General features: G+C 70.1%; 18 protein-coding genes. 7 read left to right on the top strand and 11 right to left on the bottom strand.

Features of this window, described 5'->3' with window-relative positions; genetic code table 11:
- Window position 1: 1 nt before the first annotated feature.
- From QWG60_RS04775 to QWG60_RS04785, 3 genes are read left to right on the top strand one after another with little or no spacing between them, the layout of a single operon-like run.
- The gene (locus tag QWG60_RS04775; RefSeq protein ID WP_046079099.1) at window positions 2-892 is read left to right on the top strand and encodes an ABC transporter ATP-binding protein; all 891 of its coding nucleotides are present in this window, start codon (window positions 2-4) and stop codon (window positions 890-892) included.
- Complete coding sequence (locus QWG60_RS04780) at window positions 889-2,445, top strand: ABC transporter substrate-binding protein (RefSeq protein ID WP_246124653.1); 1,557 nt, start codon at window positions 889-891, stop codon at window positions 2,443-2,445. Before QWG60_RS04775 ends, QWG60_RS04780 begins: the two co-directional genes overlap by 4 nt.
- A gap of 10 nt (window positions 2,446-2,455) precedes the next feature.
- The gene (locus QWG60_RS04785) at window positions 2,456-4,252 is read left to right on the top strand and encodes an ABC transporter permease subunit (RefSeq protein WP_146908287.1); all 1,797 of its coding nucleotides are present in this window, start codon (window positions 2,456-2,458) and stop codon (window positions 4,250-4,252) included.
- Window positions 4,253-4,310: 58 nt separating this feature from the next.
- Here the strand turns inward: QWG60_RS04785 and QWG60_RS04790 are convergent, their stop codons facing one another.
- From QWG60_RS04790 to QWG60_RS04840, 11 genes are all read right to left on the bottom strand, one after another.
- The gene (locus QWG60_RS04790; RefSeq protein ID WP_046079098.1) at window positions 4,311-4,742 is read right to left on the bottom strand and encodes a DUF7282 domain-containing protein; all 432 of its coding nucleotides are present in this window, start codon (window positions 4,740-4,742) and stop codon (window positions 4,311-4,313) included.
- A 111-nt stretch (window positions 4,743-4,853) separates the two neighbouring features.
- Window positions 4,854-5,606: an anti-sigma factor gene (locus QWG60_RS04795; protein WP_046079097.1), complete on the bottom strand. Its 753-nt coding sequence runs from the start codon at window positions 5,604-5,606 to the stop codon at window positions 4,854-4,856.
- Window positions 5,603-6,145, bottom strand: coding sequence for a sigma-70 family RNA polymerase sigma factor (locus QWG60_RS04800; RefSeq protein ID WP_052719341.1), 543 nt, complete (start codon window positions 6,143-6,145; stop codon window positions 5,603-5,605). The genes QWG60_RS04795 and QWG60_RS04800 overlap by 4 nt, the downstream gene beginning before the upstream one ends.
- A gap of 105 nt (window positions 6,146-6,250) precedes the next feature.
- The gene (locus QWG60_RS04805) at window positions 6,251-6,595 is read right to left on the bottom strand and encodes an AzlD domain-containing protein (protein ID WP_146908290.1); all 345 of its coding nucleotides are present in this window, start codon (window positions 6,593-6,595) and stop codon (window positions 6,251-6,253) included.
- Complete coding sequence (locus QWG60_RS04810; protein ID WP_146908293.1) at window positions 6,588-7,316, bottom strand: AzlC family ABC transporter permease; 729 nt, start codon at window positions 7,314-7,316, stop codon at window positions 6,588-6,590. Before QWG60_RS04810 ends, QWG60_RS04805 begins: the two co-directional genes overlap by 8 nt.
- Window positions 7,313-7,840, bottom strand: coding sequence for a helix-turn-helix domain-containing protein (locus QWG60_RS04815; protein ID WP_046079093.1), 528 nt, complete (start codon window positions 7,838-7,840; stop codon window positions 7,313-7,315). Before QWG60_RS04815 ends, QWG60_RS04810 begins: the two co-directional genes overlap by 4 nt.
- A gap of 368 nt (window positions 7,841-8,208) precedes the next feature.
- Window positions 8,209-9,435, bottom strand: a complete 1,227-nt coding sequence (gene sstT, locus QWG60_RS04820; RefSeq protein WP_046079092.1) for a serine/threonine transporter SstT — start codon at window positions 9,433-9,435, stop codon at window positions 8,209-8,211.
- Between the two features lie 281 nt (window positions 9,436-9,716).
- On the bottom strand, window positions 9,717-9,974 hold the full coding sequence (locus QWG60_RS04825; RefSeq protein WP_146908296.1) for a hypothetical protein: 258 nt from the start codon (window positions 9,972-9,974) through the stop codon (window positions 9,717-9,719).
- 276 nt (window positions 9,975-10,250) lie between these two features.
- Window positions 10,251-10,577 carry a YnfA family protein gene (locus tag QWG60_RS04830; protein WP_107181671.1) on the bottom strand — a complete coding sequence of 109 codons (327 nt, stop codon included), beginning with the start codon at window positions 10,575-10,577 and terminating at the stop codon, window positions 10,251-10,253.
- Window positions 10,578-10,623: 46 nt separating this feature from the next.
- Window positions 10,624-12,363, bottom strand: a complete 1,740-nt coding sequence (locus QWG60_RS04835) for an isocitrate/isopropylmalate family dehydrogenase (RefSeq protein WP_146908299.1) — start codon at window positions 12,361-12,363, stop codon at window positions 10,624-10,626.
- A 93-nt stretch (window positions 12,364-12,456) separates the two neighbouring features.
- Complete coding sequence (locus QWG60_RS04840; protein WP_046079089.1) at window positions 12,457-13,074, bottom strand: gamma-glutamylcyclotransferase; 618 nt, start codon at window positions 13,072-13,074, stop codon at window positions 12,457-12,459.
- Between the two features lie 185 nt (window positions 13,075-13,259).
- Here QWG60_RS04840 and QWG60_RS04845 point away from each other — a divergent pair, with 185 nt between their 5' ends.
- The 4 genes from QWG60_RS04845 to QWG60_RS04860 all read left to right on the top strand — a co-directional run bounded on the left by QWG60_RS04845 (window position 13,260) and on the right by QWG60_RS04860 (window position 16,189).
- Complete coding sequence (locus tag QWG60_RS04845; RefSeq protein ID WP_046079088.1) at window positions 13,260-13,700, top strand: YtoQ family protein; 441 nt, start codon at window positions 13,260-13,262, stop codon at window positions 13,698-13,700.
- Window positions 13,701-13,727: 27 nt separating this feature from the next.
- A complete protein-coding gene (locus QWG60_RS04850) occupies window positions 13,728-14,216 on the top strand; it encodes a phosphatidylglycerophosphatase A family protein (RefSeq protein ID WP_046079087.1) in 489 nt (162 codons plus the stop codon).
- A 109-nt stretch (window positions 14,217-14,325) separates the two neighbouring features.
- The gene (locus QWG60_RS04855; protein ID WP_052719340.1) at window positions 14,326-14,721 is read left to right on the top strand and encodes a DUF2946 domain-containing protein; all 396 of its coding nucleotides are present in this window, start codon (window positions 14,326-14,328) and stop codon (window positions 14,719-14,721) included.
- A 94-nt stretch (window positions 14,722-14,815) separates the two neighbouring features.
- Window positions 14,816-16,189 carry a PepSY-associated TM helix domain-containing protein gene (locus QWG60_RS04860; protein ID WP_046079086.1) on the top strand — a complete coding sequence of 458 codons (1,374 nt, stop codon included), beginning with the start codon at window positions 14,816-14,818 and terminating at the stop codon, window positions 16,187-16,189.
- The last annotated feature ends 11 nt before the right edge of the window (window positions 16,190-16,200 follow it).

Here is a 16,200-nt window from a genome sequence, read left to right on the forward strand (position 1 = left end):
TATGACGACGATGCCCGAACTCAACGACGACGGCTCGCTGCTGCGGATCTCCGGGGTCAGCAAGCGAATGCCCGGGCCCCGCCGCTGGTGGGGCGGGCGGCAGTGGCGCCACACCCTGCGCGACATCGACTTTCGCCTGCACCCCGGCGAGCTGATCGGCCTGGCCGGGGTATCCGGCGCCGGCAAGTCGACGCTGCTGAACCTGATGCTCGGCCTGACCCGGGCCGACGGCGGCGAGATCGTCTGCCAGGGGCGGCGCATCGCCCCGGGCTCCGCGCGCTCGCTGCGCTGGTACCGTCGCGCGGTGCAATACATCCCTCAGGATCCGGCGGCCTCGCTGGACCCGCGCATGCGCGTCGGCGAGCTGGTCCGCGAGCCGCTGGTGCGGCTGGGCATCGAGGGCCCGCACGAGGCCCGGGTGGGCGAGGCGCTCGAGCAGGTCGGCCTGGACGGCGGTTATCTGATGCGCCGCCCGGCCGAGCTCTCCGGCGGCCAGGCCCAGCGGGTGGCCATCGCCCGCGCCATGGCCGTGCGCCCGCGGCTGCTGCTGGCCGATGAGCCACTCAGCGGCCTCGACCTGCCGCTCCAGGCCCAGGTGACCCGGGTGCTGAAGACGCTGCACCACGACGCCGGCATCGGCCTGCTGCTGATCTCCCATGACCTCTCGGTGGTCTGCCGGCTGTGCCAGCGCACCCTGGTGCTGGACGATGGCGCGATCATCGAGGATCGCCCCACCGAGGCGCTGTTCCGCGCGCCGGCGCACGAGCGTACGGCGGCGCTGATCCGAGCGGCGGCGATGCTGCCGGGCCAGGATCTTCCTCTCACTTCTTTACCTCCGAGTTCTCTTTCCGCCGCCACGCCGGCCCATCATTCCCAGGAGCTTGCCCCTTGAGCCTTCGTCCCTTGACCCTTCGCCACGCCCTGCCGCTTCCGTTCGCATTTCTCTCGCTGGCCCTGCTGGCCGGCTGCCAGCAGGAGGAATCGACCAATGATGAGCGCGCCAGTGAGAGCGCCGTCGAGACCGCCGATGCCGGCGATCGGCGCATCAAGGTCGCCATGCTGCAGCCGCCGCGCTCGGGGCTGAACCCGCTGACCGACGACGCCTTCAAGCTGTCGCGCTGGAGCACCGCCGAGACGCTGATCCGCCTCGATGACGACGGCAGCCCCGAGCCCTTCCTGGCCACCGAGTGGGAGCGGCTCGATCCACACAGCTGGCGCTTCACGATCCGCGATGACGTGACCTTCCACGACGGCACGCCGCTGACCGCCGAGCGCGTGGTGGCCTCGCTGACCGCCGCCACGAACGCCGCGCCCAAGCCGCGCATCCTCGACGGCGTGGACATGACGATCGAGGCCGACGGCGACGAGGCGGTGATCGTGCGCACCGCCGAGGCCGACCCGCTGGTGCCCAATCGGCTGTCCAGCCCGCAGCTGGCGATCCTGGCTGAGCGGGCCTATCGCGACAACGGCACCGTCAATCCGATCGAGGCCGGCACCGGGCCCTTCGTGCTCGAGGAGATCAACGGCACCCAGAGCGCGCGGCTCGACCGCTATGACGATTACTGGGGCGAGCGCGCCGAGCTTGCCGGCATCGACGCCGATTACGTGCCGGACGGCACGGCCCGGGGCGCGGCGCTGCGCACCGGCGAGGCCGACGTGGTCGAGGCGGTGCCGGTCTCCCAGGTCGCGCTGATCGACCCCGAGCTGATCCACGAGGTGCCGATGCCGCGCACCAACACGCTCTATCTCAACACCGAGTCCGGACCGCTTTCGGACCCCGCGCTGCGGGCGGCGGCCCGCGAGGCGCTCGATCCCGGCGCCGTCGTGCGTACCGTCTACGAGGGCCGCGCCGACATCGCCAACGGCCTGCTGGGCCCGGCGCTGCAGTGGGCCGACGGGCTGCGCACGCCGGTGGAGGGGCGGCCCGAGGCCGCGGCCCCGAACGGTGTCGCCATCAAGCTGGGCACCTTCACCGACCGGGCCGAGCTGCCCGAGGTCGCGGTGCTGCTGGAGCAGCAGCTCGAGGCGGCGGGCTTCGACGTCCAGCAGGAGGTGCGCCAGTACGCGCACATCGAGTCGGACATGCTGGCCGGCGAGTTCGATGCCTTCATCCTGTCCCGGGCGACCATGCTCGATTCCGGCGATCCGGTGGCCTACATGTTCAGCGACTTCGCCTGCGAGGGCTCCTTCAACATCGCCCAGCTGTGCGATGCCGAGGTCGACGCGGCGCTGGAGAAGGCCGCCGATCTGGAACCGGGGCCGGAGCGCCGTCAGGCGATCATCGACGCCGAGGCGGCGATCCTCGCCACCGACGCCGCGGTGCCGATGCTCCACGAGCGCGTCATCCAGGGCGAGGCCACGCACGTCGCCGGCGCCGTGCGCGACCCGCGCGAGCGCGAGCTGATCAACGAGCACACCCGGTTCATCGACGATGGCGCCGAGTAAGGTCGCGAGCATGCCGGCGCGGCGCTCGGTGCGGGGCCTGTCGCGGGGTTTGTCGATAGAGTGGGGGGCGCTGCTGCCGACCCTGTCGCGGCTGCTCACCCTCGGCGGCGTGGTGGTGCTGGTGGGCCTGCTGCCGTGGCTCTCGGGGCGCGACCCGGCGCTCAGCATCCTGCGCGCCCGGGCCGGCGATCAGAACCCGACCCCGGAAGCGCTCGCCGCCATCCGCGAACAGCTGGGCCTGGCCATGGGGCCGCTCGAGAAGTTGCAGCACTGGTTCACCGGCCTGCTGCACGGCGACGCCGGTACCTCCTGGATCTCCGGTACCCCGGTGCTGCCGGGCCTGCTCGAAGCGACGGGCGTCTCGCTGACGCTGATGGCGGCGGCGCTGGTCGTGGCGCTTTCCACCGCGCTGCTGATCTGCCTGCCGGCCCTGCGTCGCGGCCTCGACGGTCGTCCGGCGCCGACTTCGGGAGCGATGGCCGCGGCCATCACCGCGCTGCCGGAGTTCCTGCTCGCGGCGCTGCTGCTGGTGGTGTTCGCGGCCTGGCTGCGCTGGCTGCCGCCGTATGGCTGGGGCGAGTGGCGCCACCTGGTGCTGCCGGCGCTGTCGCTGGGGCTGCCGGCCGGCGGCCTGCTGGGGCGGCTGTTCAGTGATGGACTGACCTCGGCCTTCGCCGAGCGCTGGGTCGCGACCTGGCACATGGCGGGCTTTCCGCGGTGGCGCCTGGCGCTGGCCGCGCTCAAGCGCACCCTGCCGAGCCTGATGCCCCAGGTCGGGCTGGTGGTGGTGGGCCTGACCGGCGGGGCGATCGCCGTCGAGCAGGTGTTCTCGATTCCCGGCCTCGGTCGGGCCACGCTGGGCGCGGCCTCCGCCCAGGACCTGCCGGCGCTGCAGACCGGCATCCTGATCCTGCTGGCCATCGCGGTGGTGCTGGGCGGGCTCGCCAACCTCGGCCGCTCGCTGCTGCTGGGCCGGGCGATGCGGGCGGGCGCGGTGCCGATGGCGGCCCCGGTCGTCGGTGCCGGCCGCTGGCGCTGGCTCGTGCCGGCGGTGGCGGGCGCGCTGCTGCTTACGATCGTGCTGGCGGGGCTGTCTCGCGACCCGATGACCTCGGCCTACCTGCGCCTGCAGCCGCCGGGTCCGGGGCTGCCGCTGGGGGCCGACGGCATCGGTCGCGACATCCTCGCCCGAGTCAGCCACGGCGCGCTCTCGACCATGGGCATGGCGCTGGCCACGGTGCTGGTCACCTTCGTGCTGGGGCTCGCGATCGGGCTGATGCCGCGGCTGGCGGCCGGGCCCATCGAGGTCACCAACGCCACGCCGCCGGTGATCGCCGGGCTGATCGTGGCCGGCCTGATGGGGCCGAGCGCCGCCGGCGCGGTGATCGCGGTGACGGCCGTGAGCTGGGCGCCGCTGGCCGCGCATACCTCGGCGCTGGTCAGCGAGACCCTTGCCCAGCCCCACGTCCGCGTTACCCCGGTGCTCGGCGTCGGGCGCTGGCGGCTGCTGTCGCGCTACGTGCTGCCCGCGCTGGTCGGGCCGGTGTTCCGCCACGCCATGCTGCGCCTGCCGGGTACCGCGCTGGCGCTGGCCGCCCTCGGCTTCCTGGGGCTCGGCCCGCGGCCGCCGGCGCCGGAATGGGGGCTGTTGCTCGCCGACAGCATGCCCTACCTGGAGCGCGCACCTTGGGCGGTGCTGGTGCCATCGCTGGCGCTGGTGCTGATGTCGATCCTGGCGGTCTCGCTCTCCGGCCTGTGGCGCGGGCGCGAGGCCGGCGGAGCGGGCCAGGCGCCGCGGCCACACTGACGAAAAAAGGGGCCCCTCGGGGCCCCTTCGCCGTTTTCCGGCGGTCTTTTCGAGCGGCTTACTGTGCGGTGATGGTGGCCGTCACCAGGTTGCCGTCGATCTTGATCGGGCCGTCTTCCGAGGCGCCGAGGGTGTATTCGAAGATGCCGGTCTCCATGCCGCCTTCCTCGCCGTGGACCATCAGCATCAGCTGGTCGCCGGCGCTGACATCCTCGGTGAGGATCGCGGTGACGTCCATGTTCTCGCCTTCCTTGAGCGGGGCGTGACCGACCACGGGGCCCGGTGCCATGCTGTCATCGGTGCGGTGCACCACCAGCCAGCCGTTGCTGCCCGCCATGACCTTTTCCGCGGTGACCGTGCCGCCGGCGACGGACTGGTCATCGGCCCAGACTTCCGGATGCATGTCGCCGTGCATTTCTGCCTGGGCCAGGGAAGCGCCGGTGAGCAGAGCGGCGGATACGAATGCGCTTGCCATGAACTTGGTCATCATCATTCTCTCCTTGAGTTCCGAGCACGCCCCATCGAAGCAAAGGGATTGGGATGGGCGTGCTCGAAGTTACGAGAGAAGCGCGACGGCGGTTTCACCCCGGCACGAAAAAAATCACAGCCGCTGCGACGAGGCGTCCCGACCGGTGGGGTAGAGATAGCCGTGGATCGCCGGGCCGGTCGGCTGGCCGGTGGGCGAGCCGCCGGGCGGCTCGATGCTGATGCCGAAGGTGGCGCGCTTGAGCAGATCGGGAGAGAAGTCGCTCAGGGCATCGGTCGGCAGGCTCAGGTCGTCGTTGAGCACGCCCACCGAGCGCGGGTTCGGCCCCAGCGAGGCGTCCTTGATCCACAGCTGATAGGCGCGGTCCGGCAGCGGCTCGGCCGTGACCGGCCGCACGTTCAGGCGGCGGCTGTCGAGGTCCACGGAGAGCATGAAGGCGGGTTGCTGGTCGTCCTGCTGGAACACCGCCACGAAGGGCGAGTCGCTCGGCCCCCGGTCGAGGGGCGCGATCAGCACCGCGGCCAGCACCAGCGCCGCAGCGGAGGCGAGCCCGGTGCTCCAGCGCCAGATGCGCAGCCGGCGGCGCAGGACATCGAGCTGGGAGACCTTGCCCTCATGCACGCCGGTGCCCGGGATGGCTTCCAGCGCCTCGATGCGCCGCTCGATCCTCGCCAGCAGGTCCGGCCCCGGTGACACCGCGGCGATCTCGTCGCCGAGGGGCGCGAGGCGGGCCTCCCACTCGAGGATGCGGGCGTCCAGCTCGGGCTCGGCCTGGCGGCGCCTCGCCACCTTGGCGCGCTCTTCGGCGTCCAGGGTGCCGAGCACGAACTCGGCGGCCAGCATGTCGATGTCGTCGCGGTCTGTCATGACGCCAGACACCCCTTGAGTTGCTTGAGGGCTCGATGGAGCCAGGTCTTGACGGTGTTCACCGGCTGCTCGAAGTGGTCGGCCAGGTCGGCCCGGGACCAGCCATCCAGATAGGCCAGACGCACCATGTCACGGCGGCTGCCCTCCAGCTCGGCCAGGCAGGCATGCAGGCGGCGGGCATTCTCGTCGCGCTCCGCGTGCTCCCGGGCGCCGGGGGCGTCGGAGGGCGTCTGATCCAGGGCGTCGTCCGACTCATGGGGCGCCCGGGGCCGTCGGCGCAGCTCGTCGATGGCGGCGTGCCGGGCGATGCTCGCCATCCAGGCGATCGCCGAGGCCCGGCCGGCGTCGAACTGCTCGGCCTTCTGCCAGATGGTGACGTAGACCTCCTGCATGACGTCGTCCGTGCGGCCGCGCTCTTTCAGGATACGCAGCACGGTGCCGTAGAGTTTCGCCGAGGTGGCGTCATAGAGTTCGGCGAAGGCCTGTCGGTCGCGCTGCGTCACGCGCTGTAGCAGGTCGTGCAGGCGATCACTGGACATTCCACATTCCCTGTTTGATGTCGGCGAGGGGCGTCTTGCCAAGGCAGACTGCCGCCTCGACGTCGTGGCGGTCAAGATGGCGCCTTTCCACGCTGCGCCCGGGCGTCAGGCGAGGGTGGCCAGGACTTCTACCAGGCCGTAGGCGGTGACGCCGGCGACCACCGGCCAGCCCAGCGAGCGCAGCCGATACCACACGCCCAGGGTCGCCAGCACGCCGGTCGCGGTAGCCAGCCAGGTGAGCGGGCCGGGAACGGCGGGGACCAGTGACACGCCAAGCACGGCGGCGACCATCATCGGGCCGAGCAGCGCGAGCCACTGGGGCATGGCCTCGACGCCGTCCTCGCCGCCGAGGCGACGAAGGCGGCGCTGCATCCACAGCAGCGGCAGCAGGCGAATCAGCAGGGTGCCGAGGGCCGAGGCCAGCAGGGCCAGCCAGAGGGCGCTACTCATGGGGCGCCTCCTTGTGCGGCGTGAAGCGGACCAGGGTGAAGCACAGGGCGCCGCAGCCGGCGGCGACGGGAATACCGATGTTGGTGTAGCCGACCAGGCTGCAGAGCATCGCCACGCCGATGCTGATGGCCAGCGCCAGGCTCCAGCGCTTCGAGGTGAAGCGCGGCGCCACCAGCACCAGGAACAGCGCCGGCAGGGCGAAGGGCAGGATCTCGCCCAGCAGCGGCCAGCGGGCCATCAGCCAGTCGCCGGCCAGGGCGCCGAGCACGGTGCCGAGGATCCAGCTGGCCCAGGCCAGCAGCGCGGCGCCGGTGAACCAGCCGAGGCGCTGCGATTCCGGCAGCTGCGGGAAGCGGTGCTGGGCCAGGGCGAAGACCTGATCGGTCAGGCCGTGCATCAGCACGGGCCACCAGCGGCTGCGGTCCATCCAGGGGGCCAGGTTGGGGCCGTAGACCGCGTGCCGCACGTTGATCAGCAGCGTCATGGCCACCGCCAGCCACAGCGGCGCGCCGCCGGCGATCATGCCGACGAACAGGAACTGCGAGGCGCCGGCATAGACCAGCGTCGAGATCAGCGTCGCCTCCCAGGGCGTGAAGCCCGCCTGCACGGCGATCAGCCCGAAGGAGATCGCCACCGGCACATAGCCGCCGAGCAGCGGAAAGGCCTCGCGCACGCCGGACAGACAGGCGCGTGAGGGCGCCGAGGTCGCTTGATCGATCATGACGTCTTCCTCTCGGCGTAGACGATGGTCAGGATCAGCGTCGCCCACTGCTCGCCGGTGCGATAGCGATGGGGGCGGTCGGCGCTGAAGGCGAGGGTGTCGCCGGCGTGCAGCGTGCGCAGGTCGTCCTCGGGGCCGGCGTCGAGCTCGCCACTCAGCACGGTGAGCGATTCCGTGGCGCCTGGTGTGTGACCCTCGGCATGGCGATCGGTATGGGGCGCGCAGCGCATCCAGTAGGCGTCGACCTGGCGGCTCCCCTGGCCCTGGTCGATCAGCCGCACCTGCACGCCGTCCTCGCCGAGGGGCACGGTGATCGGCGCCACCAGGGTGCCGAAGGGCACGTTCAGCTGCACCGCCAGGCGCCAGATGGTGTCCAGCGTGGGGTTTCCGTTGCCCTGCTCGAGGCGCGACAGGTTCGACTTGGCGATGCCGGCGGCGGCGGCCAGCTGCGACAGCGACAGTCCACGCTCCTGGCGCAGGCGCTGAAGGTGCTGGCCCAGGGTGCCGAGGGCGAGGTGGTCCATGGGGTCTCCCGGCGTGAGGTAGCGTCCACGAATCGTTCGATAAAAAGAACGTTCTATAAAAGGAACGGGTGACTGTCAATAGCGACTGTTCAAGGCGGCCACTTGAGCCGGCGGGAGAGACGCGAGGAAAAAGGCCGGGAACGAAGCGCCCGGGAACGCCGTGAGGGCCCACGGTGACGCTAGGAAGCGAAGGTGAGTAGACGACGTCGAGAGACGCTGCGGTGAGTGGAGGAGAAGAAGGGGAAGAGGGGAAGAGGGGAAGAGGGGAAGAGGGGAAGAGGGGAAGAGGGGAAGAGGGGAAGAGGGGAAGAGGAAAGGGGATAAAGAAAAAAGGAACCCGGCCGCCGCAGCGGCCGGGCAGACGAGATTCAGGCCTCGTCGGTCCTGCCGTCGGCGCGGCAGGCCGCGGCGGTGAACAGCACATCGGTGGAAGAGTTCAGCGCGGTCTCGGTGGAGTCCTGTACCACGCTGATCACGAAGCCGATCGCCACCACCTGCATGGCCACGTCGGCGGAGATGCCGAACAGGCTGGCGGCCATCGGGATCAGCAGCAGCGAGCCGCCGGCCACGCCGGACACGCCGCAGGCGGCCAGCGCCGAGACGATGCACAGCAGCAGGGCGGTGACGAAGTCGACCTGGATGCCCAGGGTGTTGGCGGCGGCCAGGGTGATCACGGTGATGGTGATGGCGGCGCCGCACATGTTGATCGTCGCGCCCAGCGGGATCGAGATCGAGTAGGTGTCGGCGTGCAGCTTCAGGCGCTTGCACAGCTCCAGGTTGACCGGAATGTTGGCCGCCGAGCTGCGAGTGAAGAAGGCGGTGATGGCGCTGCCGCGCAGGCAGGTGAACACCAGCGGGTAGGGGTTGCGGCCGGTCTTCAGGAACACGATCAGCGGGTTGGTGACCAGCGCCACGAACGCCATGCAGCCGACGATCACCAGCAGCAGGCGGCCGTAGTCGAGCAGGGCGTCGAGGCCGGACTCGGCCAGGGTGTTGGCGACCAGGCCGAAGATGCCCAGCGGGGCGAAGCGGATCACCAGCTGGACGATGCCGGAGACGGCGTCGGACAGGTCCTTGAGCGCCGTGCGGGTGGTGTCGGCGGCGCGGCGCAGCAGCAGCCCGAGGCCCACGGCCCAGGCCAGGATGGCGATGAAGTTGGCCTCCATCAGCGCCTCGACAGGATTGGCCACGGCGTTGAGCAACAGGTTGCGCAGGATCTCGCTGACGCTGCCGGGGGGCGTGCCGCTGGCCGCCGGTGTGCTCAGCTCCAGGCTGGTGGGGAAGGCGAAGCTCGCCGCCACGGCCACCAGCGCCGCCACCAGGGTGCCGACGAGATAGAGCACCAGCACCGAGCGGATGTGGGTGGGCTGGCCCTGGCGGTGGTTGGCGATCGCCGCCGCCACCAGCACGAAGACCAGCACCGGCGCCACCGCCTTCAGCGCGGAGACGAAGACCTGGCCGAGCAGGGCGGCCGATTGGGCGGCATCGGGGGCGAGGGTGGCGAACAGGACGCCGGCGACGATGCCCAGCGCGATCTGGGGGATCAGCCCCAGCCGCAGCAGCGGGCGGCCCAGGGTGTTGAGGGTAGCGATCATGGGTGTCTCTTATGGAATCACGGGGTGCATGAACGTGTCGTGCGTCCGGCTCGCCGTCACACCATGGAGATCGCGCCGCGGGGATATGGCGGCGGTCGAGGCGCTGGATGGGAGGGCCTGGCGACGCCCTGCCCGGGGTCTCCGGGCAAGCGCGCGCATTCTACCATCGCGGCGAAGCGATGGGGGTTACGACCTTGGTTTCTCTTGAGGTCAGCAAGAAAGGATGAAATGGCAGAAATTGGCAGAGAGATGGACTGGGCTTGCCGGTGAGTGAGCGGGACTCAGAGCGTCCGAAAATGCCGGCGGGGATTGTCGTGGTAGCTCAGGGGGGACGTGGCCTCGCAGTCGAGGCAGCGGCAGGTGTCCTGCTCGAAATCCGGCTGGAACCGTTTCCAGGCCGCTTCGCCACGTATCACTTCCTGGTTACTGCACTCGCACAGCAGGATGCGGGTGTCGTGGGGGCCGGGAGAGTAGAGGATCTTGCTGTGTGGCGGTGCATCCATGAGTGTATTCGCGGTGGTGAAGATCGGATCGTTCATGCGGCGTGACTTCCCTTGGCGCTGTCCGTCATGGTCATGACGTTACGCACTTTCCACGGCGGCGAATGCAGACCTGGGGCGGTGTTGGCCGTTCGTGATGTCGCAGCGTCGCGTAGGAAAAAGCTCACGGTGTCGCAGGACGCAGGGTCGTGTCGCGCTCCTCCCGGGGCCGGTCTCGGATCGAGCGGCGGCTCATCGGGGGCGGTGTGAACAGACGGATTTTAAGTCAATTATCGGTGGCTGTCGCGCCGAGGATGTCAGGTGCGTCGTAACGGCTCAGCCGCCCCGCGGGGCCAGCAGGATGATGCCGGCGCCGGCCAGGCACAGCGCGGCGCCGAGCAGGTCCCAGCGATCGGGCAGGCGATGCTCCACCGCCCACAGCCAGGCGAGCGAGGCGACGATATAGACGCCACCGTAGGCGGCATAGGCCCGCCCGGCGTAGTCGGCGTCGCTCAGGCTGAGCAGCCAGGCGAACAGGACCAGGCTGGCCAGACCCGGCAGCAGCCACAGCGCCGAGGCGCCCTGGCGCCACCAGGCCCAGACGCTGAAGCAGCCGGCGATCTCGGCCAGGGCGGCCGCCACGTAGATCGGCAGCGTCAGCATGACGCCGCCGGGGCAGGTAAGTGCAGCATGAGGGAGGAAGGGGCGATCACGCGGTCAGGCGCGCCTCCACGGCGTCGAGGAAGCCGTGCATATCGACAACGGTTTCCTTGTCCGGCTCGGTGGTCTTGCCCTTGAGGTCGCCGGTGACGATGCCGTCGCCGATGGTGTCGATCAGAGCCGCCTTGAGGCGCGTGGCGTAGTCGGTGAGCGCCGCGTTGCCCTCGCGCTCGGCCAGGGTCTCCAGGGCGTTGCCCACGGCATAGATCAGCGCGGAGGAGTTGAAGTGCGCCTCCTGGCCGTCGCTCTCCAGGTATTTCAGGTAGAGGTCGTGGGCGGTGCCGTGGGGCGCCTCGAACAGCATGGTGCCGTTCTTGCTCTCGATGATGGAGCTGGCGGTGGCCAGGCTGCCACCGAGGGCGGCGGAGATGTCGGAGAAGATGTCGCCGTCCAGGTTCTGCGCCGGGTAGAGGGCGTTGCGGGGCGGGTCGGTGATCATCTTGATCAGCTGGCTGGAGGGCCGCATGATCATGAACGACGGCGGCGGGGTGTCATTGTGGGCCAGCTCGCGGCGAGCCTCGGTGATGACGTCGCTGAACACCTCGTCGTAGTCCATGTACTCGCGCTTGAGGCCGAAGTAGACCTCCTTGTCCTTGCGCGAGGCGTCGCGGAACACCTGCAGCACCCAGTCCTTGATCGCCTCGCGGTCGTTGGACATCAGCAGGATGGGGTCGCCCTTGTTGACGCGGCGGGCGTGCTTCTCCTCGCCGTCGACCACCACCTTGAGGATGCCGTCCTCCTCGGCGGGCAGGTTGAAGCTGCCGTATTGGTCGCCGCCACCGGCGCTCATGCGCGAGATCGACACCTGGGCCTTGCGGTCGGGAATGCCGTGTCGCTTGAGCTGCTCGACCAGCTTGTAGAGCTTGCGGCCGGTGTTGTTGTCCGGCACGCCCCACAGCGCGCGTTCGGGCGGGTTGGCGACCAGGCGCGCGGCCTGGGCGTCGATCAGCTCGTAGTGGTAGGCGAGCCCCAGCGATTCGGCCTCGGCCTGGTAGTGTTCGCGGTAGATCGCCTCGATGGCGGCGCGCATCACGCCGTCGTAGCCGGCGATCACGGTGTCCTTGAGGCCCAGATAGATGTCGCGCTTCTCGTCGAGGGCGCGCCGGAAGAAACGGTGGGCCCAGGCCTTGACGTCCTCGAGGTCGTTGGTGGCCAGCAGCCAGGGGTCGCCCTTGTGAACCTCGCGGCGGTGCAGTTCGACCGGGTCGCCGCTTTCGCCCACGAACAGCAGCTTGACCACGCCGGTGGCACCGGACAGGGCATTGTAGCTGTCCTTGATGCCGCCGTGTTCCATGGTCTCGACCTCGATGTCGCGGCCGACCCAGGCCGGGCGCTCGACCTTGAGGTTGCGAAACTCGATGTCCTCGCGGGTGATGTTGCCGCCGATGCCCTTGCGGATGGCGCCGTTGGGCGACTTGGTGGCCAGCGGGTGCAGGGTGGCGGCGTCGAGCTCGGGATGCTGGGCGAGCAGGGCGTCGCGCTGCTCGCGATTGACCGTCATGCCGGCGTTCTTGATCCCGACCTGGTGGCGGTTGAGCGCATCGATGGCGTCAAGAACTGCCTGGCCGTTGGTGACCAGCCGGTTCTCGGCGGTCAGGTCGATCTCGACCAGCTCGATGTCCAGCGGTCGGGTCACGAAGGTATCGATGATCTTCTCGAAGGCCACCTGGGCCATCTCGTCGCCGTGCAGGATGACCAGCGGGGCCGCCACCTGGATCTTGTCGCTCATCACTCTTCCCGTGTTCGTGCTCGTGGAGTCCACCAGCCTGGCGTCCCCGGGCGAGTTGGCCGGAAGGACGATGGCTGCCGTGCGATCAGGGTGTCATTGTACACGCAAAGTGTCGTCCTCGGGACGGCCGGTGTCGCAGCGATCGGGCTCGCCTGCCAGTCGGACCCGCCGGGCCAGCTCGCTGACGTGGGTCTCGGTCACGCCGAGCTCGGCCAGTGCCGTCTCCAGGTGCAGCAGGTAGTCGCGATTGGGGCCGCTCGGGCCCTCGGCCCCGGCGATCTGGCGGGCCATGTCGTCGAGCGGCGCCGCGCCCAGGAAGGCGGCGTTGTCGGCGGTGGCCAGGTAGGTCAGCCCCATGGCGGTGGTGCCGTCCTCGAAGTGTAGCGGGGTGAGCTCGCGCAGGTAGCCGTTCTTCTCGCGCACGTCGAGCGGGCGCAGGGTCTCCGGCGTGATGCGGTAGGCCATCCCCAGACAGGTGGCACCTTCCTCGGCGATCAGGGTCGCCACTCGACCCGGGGCCTCGGGCGTGCCGCGATGGTCGTGGGAGCCCTGCCAGAAGCGACGCACCCAGCCATGGATGCGCGCCGGCCGGCGCTCCAGGTAGGGGAAGTCGGCCTTCCAGATCAGCGAGCCGTAGCCGAACAGCCACAGGTCGTCGTGGTCGTCGAAGTGGGTCATGCGCCGGTTGAGTGCGGTGGTGTCGAGCGCCATGGGGGACTGTCTCGTCCTTCGTTGCCGTCGTGGGCGTCCCATGATGCGCGGCGAGGCGCGGCTTGTCGAAGCCCTCGACATGTATTCATTTCACCGTAACCTTGTGCACAAAGCGCGATGACGTAGGATTGACGATCCGACCGACAAGACCGGCCGTGAGCCGGCCCATGAGGAGAACTGACATCATGAGCTTCACCGTTTACCTGTCCGGCGAGATCCACACCGACTGGCGCGAGGAGATCCGCCGCGGCGCCGAGGCCGCGGGCCTGGATGTGGCCTTCACCGCGCCGGTCACCGACCACGACGCCAGCGATGCCGCCGGCGATCACCTCGGCCCGCAGAGCGAGGGCTTCTGGCGCGACCACAAGTCGTCCAAGGTCAACGCCATCCGCACCAAGACGCTGATCGAGCAGAGCGATCTGGTGGTGGTGCGCTTCGGCGACAAGTACAAGCAGTGGAACGCGGCCTTCGACGCCGGCTACTGCGCCGCCCTGGGCAAGCCCTACGTGACCCTGCACGGCGATGATATCGTTCACCCGCTCAAGGAAGTCGACGCCGCCGCCATGGCCTGGGCGAGCACCCCGGCCGAGGTGGTGGAGATCCTGCGCTACGTGCTGCGCGGCTGATTCCGCGGCCGCCACCGAGGAGGAGCGATGGAAGCGCTATGGATGTGGCCGGCCACCGGCTTCGGTCTCGGCCTGTCGCCCTGGGCCTCGGGTACCGTCGGCTCGCTGCTGGCGCTGCCGCTGGCCTGGTGGCTGCTGGGCCGCTCGCGTCGCTGGCGGCTGGGGCTGGCTGCCGCGCTGCTGGTGGCGGCGATGCCGCTGTGCCAGCTGGCCTCCGACACCCTGGGCGGCAAGGACGACGGGCGTATCGTGCTCGACGAGATCGTCGCCTTCCCGGTGGCGATGCTCGGGCAGGCCGCGCCTCGCCATCCGCTGACCCTGGCAGGTACCTTCGTGGCCTTCCGACTGTTCGATGCCACCAAGCCGCCGCCGGTGAGCCAGGTGGAGGCGATGCCCGGGGGAATCGGCATCGTGCTCGATGACCTGGTGGCGGCGTTCTACGCCTGGGCGCTGATGGGGCTCGTGTCCCCCGTCGCTGCGCGGTGGCGGCGCGGGCGCGACGAGGCCGGGCGATGAGCGGTATCGCATGTGTCACGACAGAACGGCCGCGGCACCCTGTCGCGGTGGCTGTCGTCCGCGGCCATCCGGGCTATCATGAGGGCCTTTGTTCCGGCCGGGCCCGCCCATGATCCGAACGCTCGTCACTCGCCGCTATCGCCGATCGGTCGCGCGCCTCGCGCTGCTGGCGATGTGGCTGGTGGTGGCCGGGCCGCTGATCGGCCAGTTCAGCGCCGCGGAGCGGGTCCAGCATGGTTCAGGCCATCACGGCATGGCGCATCACGAGGCGATGGGCCAGGTCGCGCCGTCGGTGGCGGACGAGGCGGAGCCGCACCGGCACGAGGCCTGCGGCTACTGCTCGCTGTTCCAGCGGATGCCGGTGCTATCGGCGCTGCTTCCGGGCGTCGTTCCCTTGCCCTCCCATGCCATCACCGCCCCGGTGGTGGCGACCCGCGCGGCCCATGGCGGGCCCGCGGTCTTTCCTCAGGCGCCGACCCGTGCGCCACCCCGATATCGCTCGTGATCCCCCGATGTGAATCGCATCGCCTTCGTTCGCCGACGTCGACAGGACGCGCGGCGAGGGCGTGCGTCGTCATGACTCTTCGAGCGAGACTTCCATGAGCCACCCTTCCGCAAGCCGTCCTGCCATGCGCCACAGGGCGCAGGACCTCTATCGCGCCGTCTGGCGCTGGCACTTCTATGCCGGCCTGATCGTCCTCCCGTTTCTGATCTCCCTGGCGATCACCGGTGCCCTTTATCTCTTCCACGACGACATCGATCGCTGGTGGCACGCCGACCTGATGACGGTTGAGGCCCGCCAGACGGCCACGGTCGCCCCCAGCGCCCAGCGCGACGCGGCACTGGCCGCGGTCGACGGCGAGGCGTTCCGCTACGTGCCGCCGGCCAGCGAGACCCGGGCCGCCGAGGTCGACGTGACCCGCCCGGACGGCAGCCGGGTGGCGGTGTTCGTCGATCCCCATGACGGCGAGGTGACCGGCCAGATGCCCTACCGCGGCACCGTGATGTGGTGGGTCCGCCACCTGCACAGCCTCAGCCTGTTCGGCAGTGGGGCCAGCATGCTGATCGAGATCGTCGGCGGCTGGACCATCCTGCTGGTGCTGACCGGCATCTATCTGTGGTGGCCGCGGGGCCGGCGCGGCGGCGTGGTGTCGGTGCGCGCCCGGCCCGGCAAGCGGGTGTTCTGGCGCGACCTGCACGCGGTGACCGGGCTCTTCGTCGGTGGCTTCATCCTGTTCCTGGCCGTGACCGGCATGCCCTGGTCGACGGTGTGGGGCAGCAAGGTCAACGAACTGGCCAACGGCCACAACTTCGGCTACCCGGACGGCGTGCGGGTCAACGTGCCGATGTCCGACGAACGCCTGGCCGAGCGCGAGACCACCACCTGGTCGCTGGAGCAGGCCCGGCTGCCGACTTCCGAGGCCATGACGGATGCCGGCGCGGCGGCGCCCATCGGCCTCGACCGGGCGGTGGCGATCTTCGATGACATGGGGCTGGCGCCGGGTTATGCGGTCAACCTGCCGAGCGGGCCTGCGGGCGTCTACACCGGTTCCGCCTATCCGGACGACCTGAGCCGACAGCGCGTCGTGCACCTCGACCAGTACCGCGGCGAGACGCTGCTCGACATGCGCTACGCCGACTACGGCCCGCTGGGGCGCGGCCTGGAGTGGGGCATCAACGTGCACATGGGCCAGCAGTACGGGCTGGCCAACAAGCTGATCCTGGCCCTGGCCTGCGCCGGCATCGTGCTGCTGTGCGTCTCCGCGGCGGCGATGTGGTGGAAGCGCCGCCCGGCCGGGAAGCTCGGCGTGCCGCCGGCGCCAGCCGACCCGCGCCGGCTGCGCGGTGTGCTGGCGCTGCTGGCCATCGGCGGGGCGATCTTCCCGCTGGTCGGCGCCTCGATGATCGTGATGGCCGTGGTGGATGCGCTGGTCAGGCGCCGCGGGGCAGCACGGCGCGCGGCCACCGCCTAGTCCTTTTCCGG

Source organism: Halomonas halophila (assembly GCF_030406665.1).
In the GTDB taxonomy this organism is placed as follows: Bacteria; Pseudomonadota; Gammaproteobacteria; order Pseudomonadales; family Halomonadaceae; genus Halomonas; species Halomonas halophila.

Excerpts from the sequence above, each read along its gene's own strand:
- QWG60_RS04810 (WP_146908293.1), bottom strand. The coding sequence starts at position 7,316 with ATGATCGATCAAGCGACCTCGGCGCCCTCACGCGCCTGTCTGTCCGGC.
- QWG60_RS04815 (WP_046079093.1), bottom strand. The coding sequence starts at position 7,840 with ATGGACCACCTCGCCCTCGGCACCCTGGGCCAGCACCTTCAGCGCCTG.
- QWG60_RS04790 (WP_046079098.1), bottom strand. The coding sequence starts at position 4,742 with ATGATGACCAAGTTCATGGCAAGCGCATTCGTATCCGCCGCTCTGCTC.
- QWG60_RS04805 (WP_146908290.1), bottom strand. The coding sequence starts at position 6,595 with ATGAGTAGCGCCCTCTGGCTGGCCCTGCTGGCCTCGGCCCTCGGCACC.
- QWG60_RS04825 (WP_146908296.1), bottom strand. The coding sequence starts at position 9,974 with ATGAACGATCCGATCTTCACCACCGCGAATACACTCATGGATGCACCG.
- QWG60_RS04845 (WP_046079088.1), top strand. The coding sequence starts at position 13,260 with ATGAGCTTCACCGTTTACCTGTCCGGCGAGATCCACACCGACTGGCGC.
- QWG60_RS04850 (WP_046079087.1), top strand. The coding sequence starts at position 13,728 with ATGGAAGCGCTATGGATGTGGCCGGCCACCGGCTTCGGTCTCGGCCTG.
- QWG60_RS04785 (WP_146908287.1), top strand. The coding sequence starts at position 2,456 with ATGCCGGCGCGGCGCTCGGTGCGGGGCCTGTCGCGGGGTTTGTCGATA.
- QWG60_RS04860 (WP_046079086.1), top strand. The coding sequence starts at position 14,816 with ATGAGCCACCCTTCCGCAAGCCGTCCTGCCATGCGCCACAGGGCGCAG.
- QWG60_RS04835 (WP_146908299.1), bottom strand. The coding sequence starts at position 12,363 with ATGAGCGACAAGATCCAGGTGGCGGCCCCGCTGGTCATCCTGCACGGC.
- QWG60_RS04775 (WP_046079099.1), top strand. The coding sequence starts at position 2 with ATGACGACGATGCCCGAACTCAACGACGACGGCTCGCTGCTGCGGATC.
- sstT (WP_046079092.1), bottom strand. The coding sequence starts at position 9,435 with ATGATCGCTACCCTCAACACCCTGGGCCGCCCGCTGCTGCGGCTGGGG.
- QWG60_RS04795 (WP_046079097.1), bottom strand. The coding sequence starts at position 5,606 with ATGACAGACCGCGACGACATCGACATGCTGGCCGCCGAGTTCGTGCTC.
- QWG60_RS04840 (WP_046079089.1), bottom strand. The coding sequence starts at position 13,074 with ATGGCGCTCGACACCACCGCACTCAACCGGCGCATGACCCACTTCGAC.
- QWG60_RS04855 (WP_052719340.1), top strand. The coding sequence starts at position 14,326 with ATGATCCGAACGCTCGTCACTCGCCGCTATCGCCGATCGGTCGCGCGC.
- QWG60_RS04830 (WP_107181671.1), bottom strand. The coding sequence starts at position 10,577 with ATGCTGACGCTGCCGATCTACGTGGCGGCCGCCCTGGCCGAGATCGCC.
- QWG60_RS04800 (WP_052719341.1), bottom strand. The coding sequence starts at position 6,145 with ATGTCCAGTGATCGCCTGCACGACCTGCTACAGCGCGTGACGCAGCGC.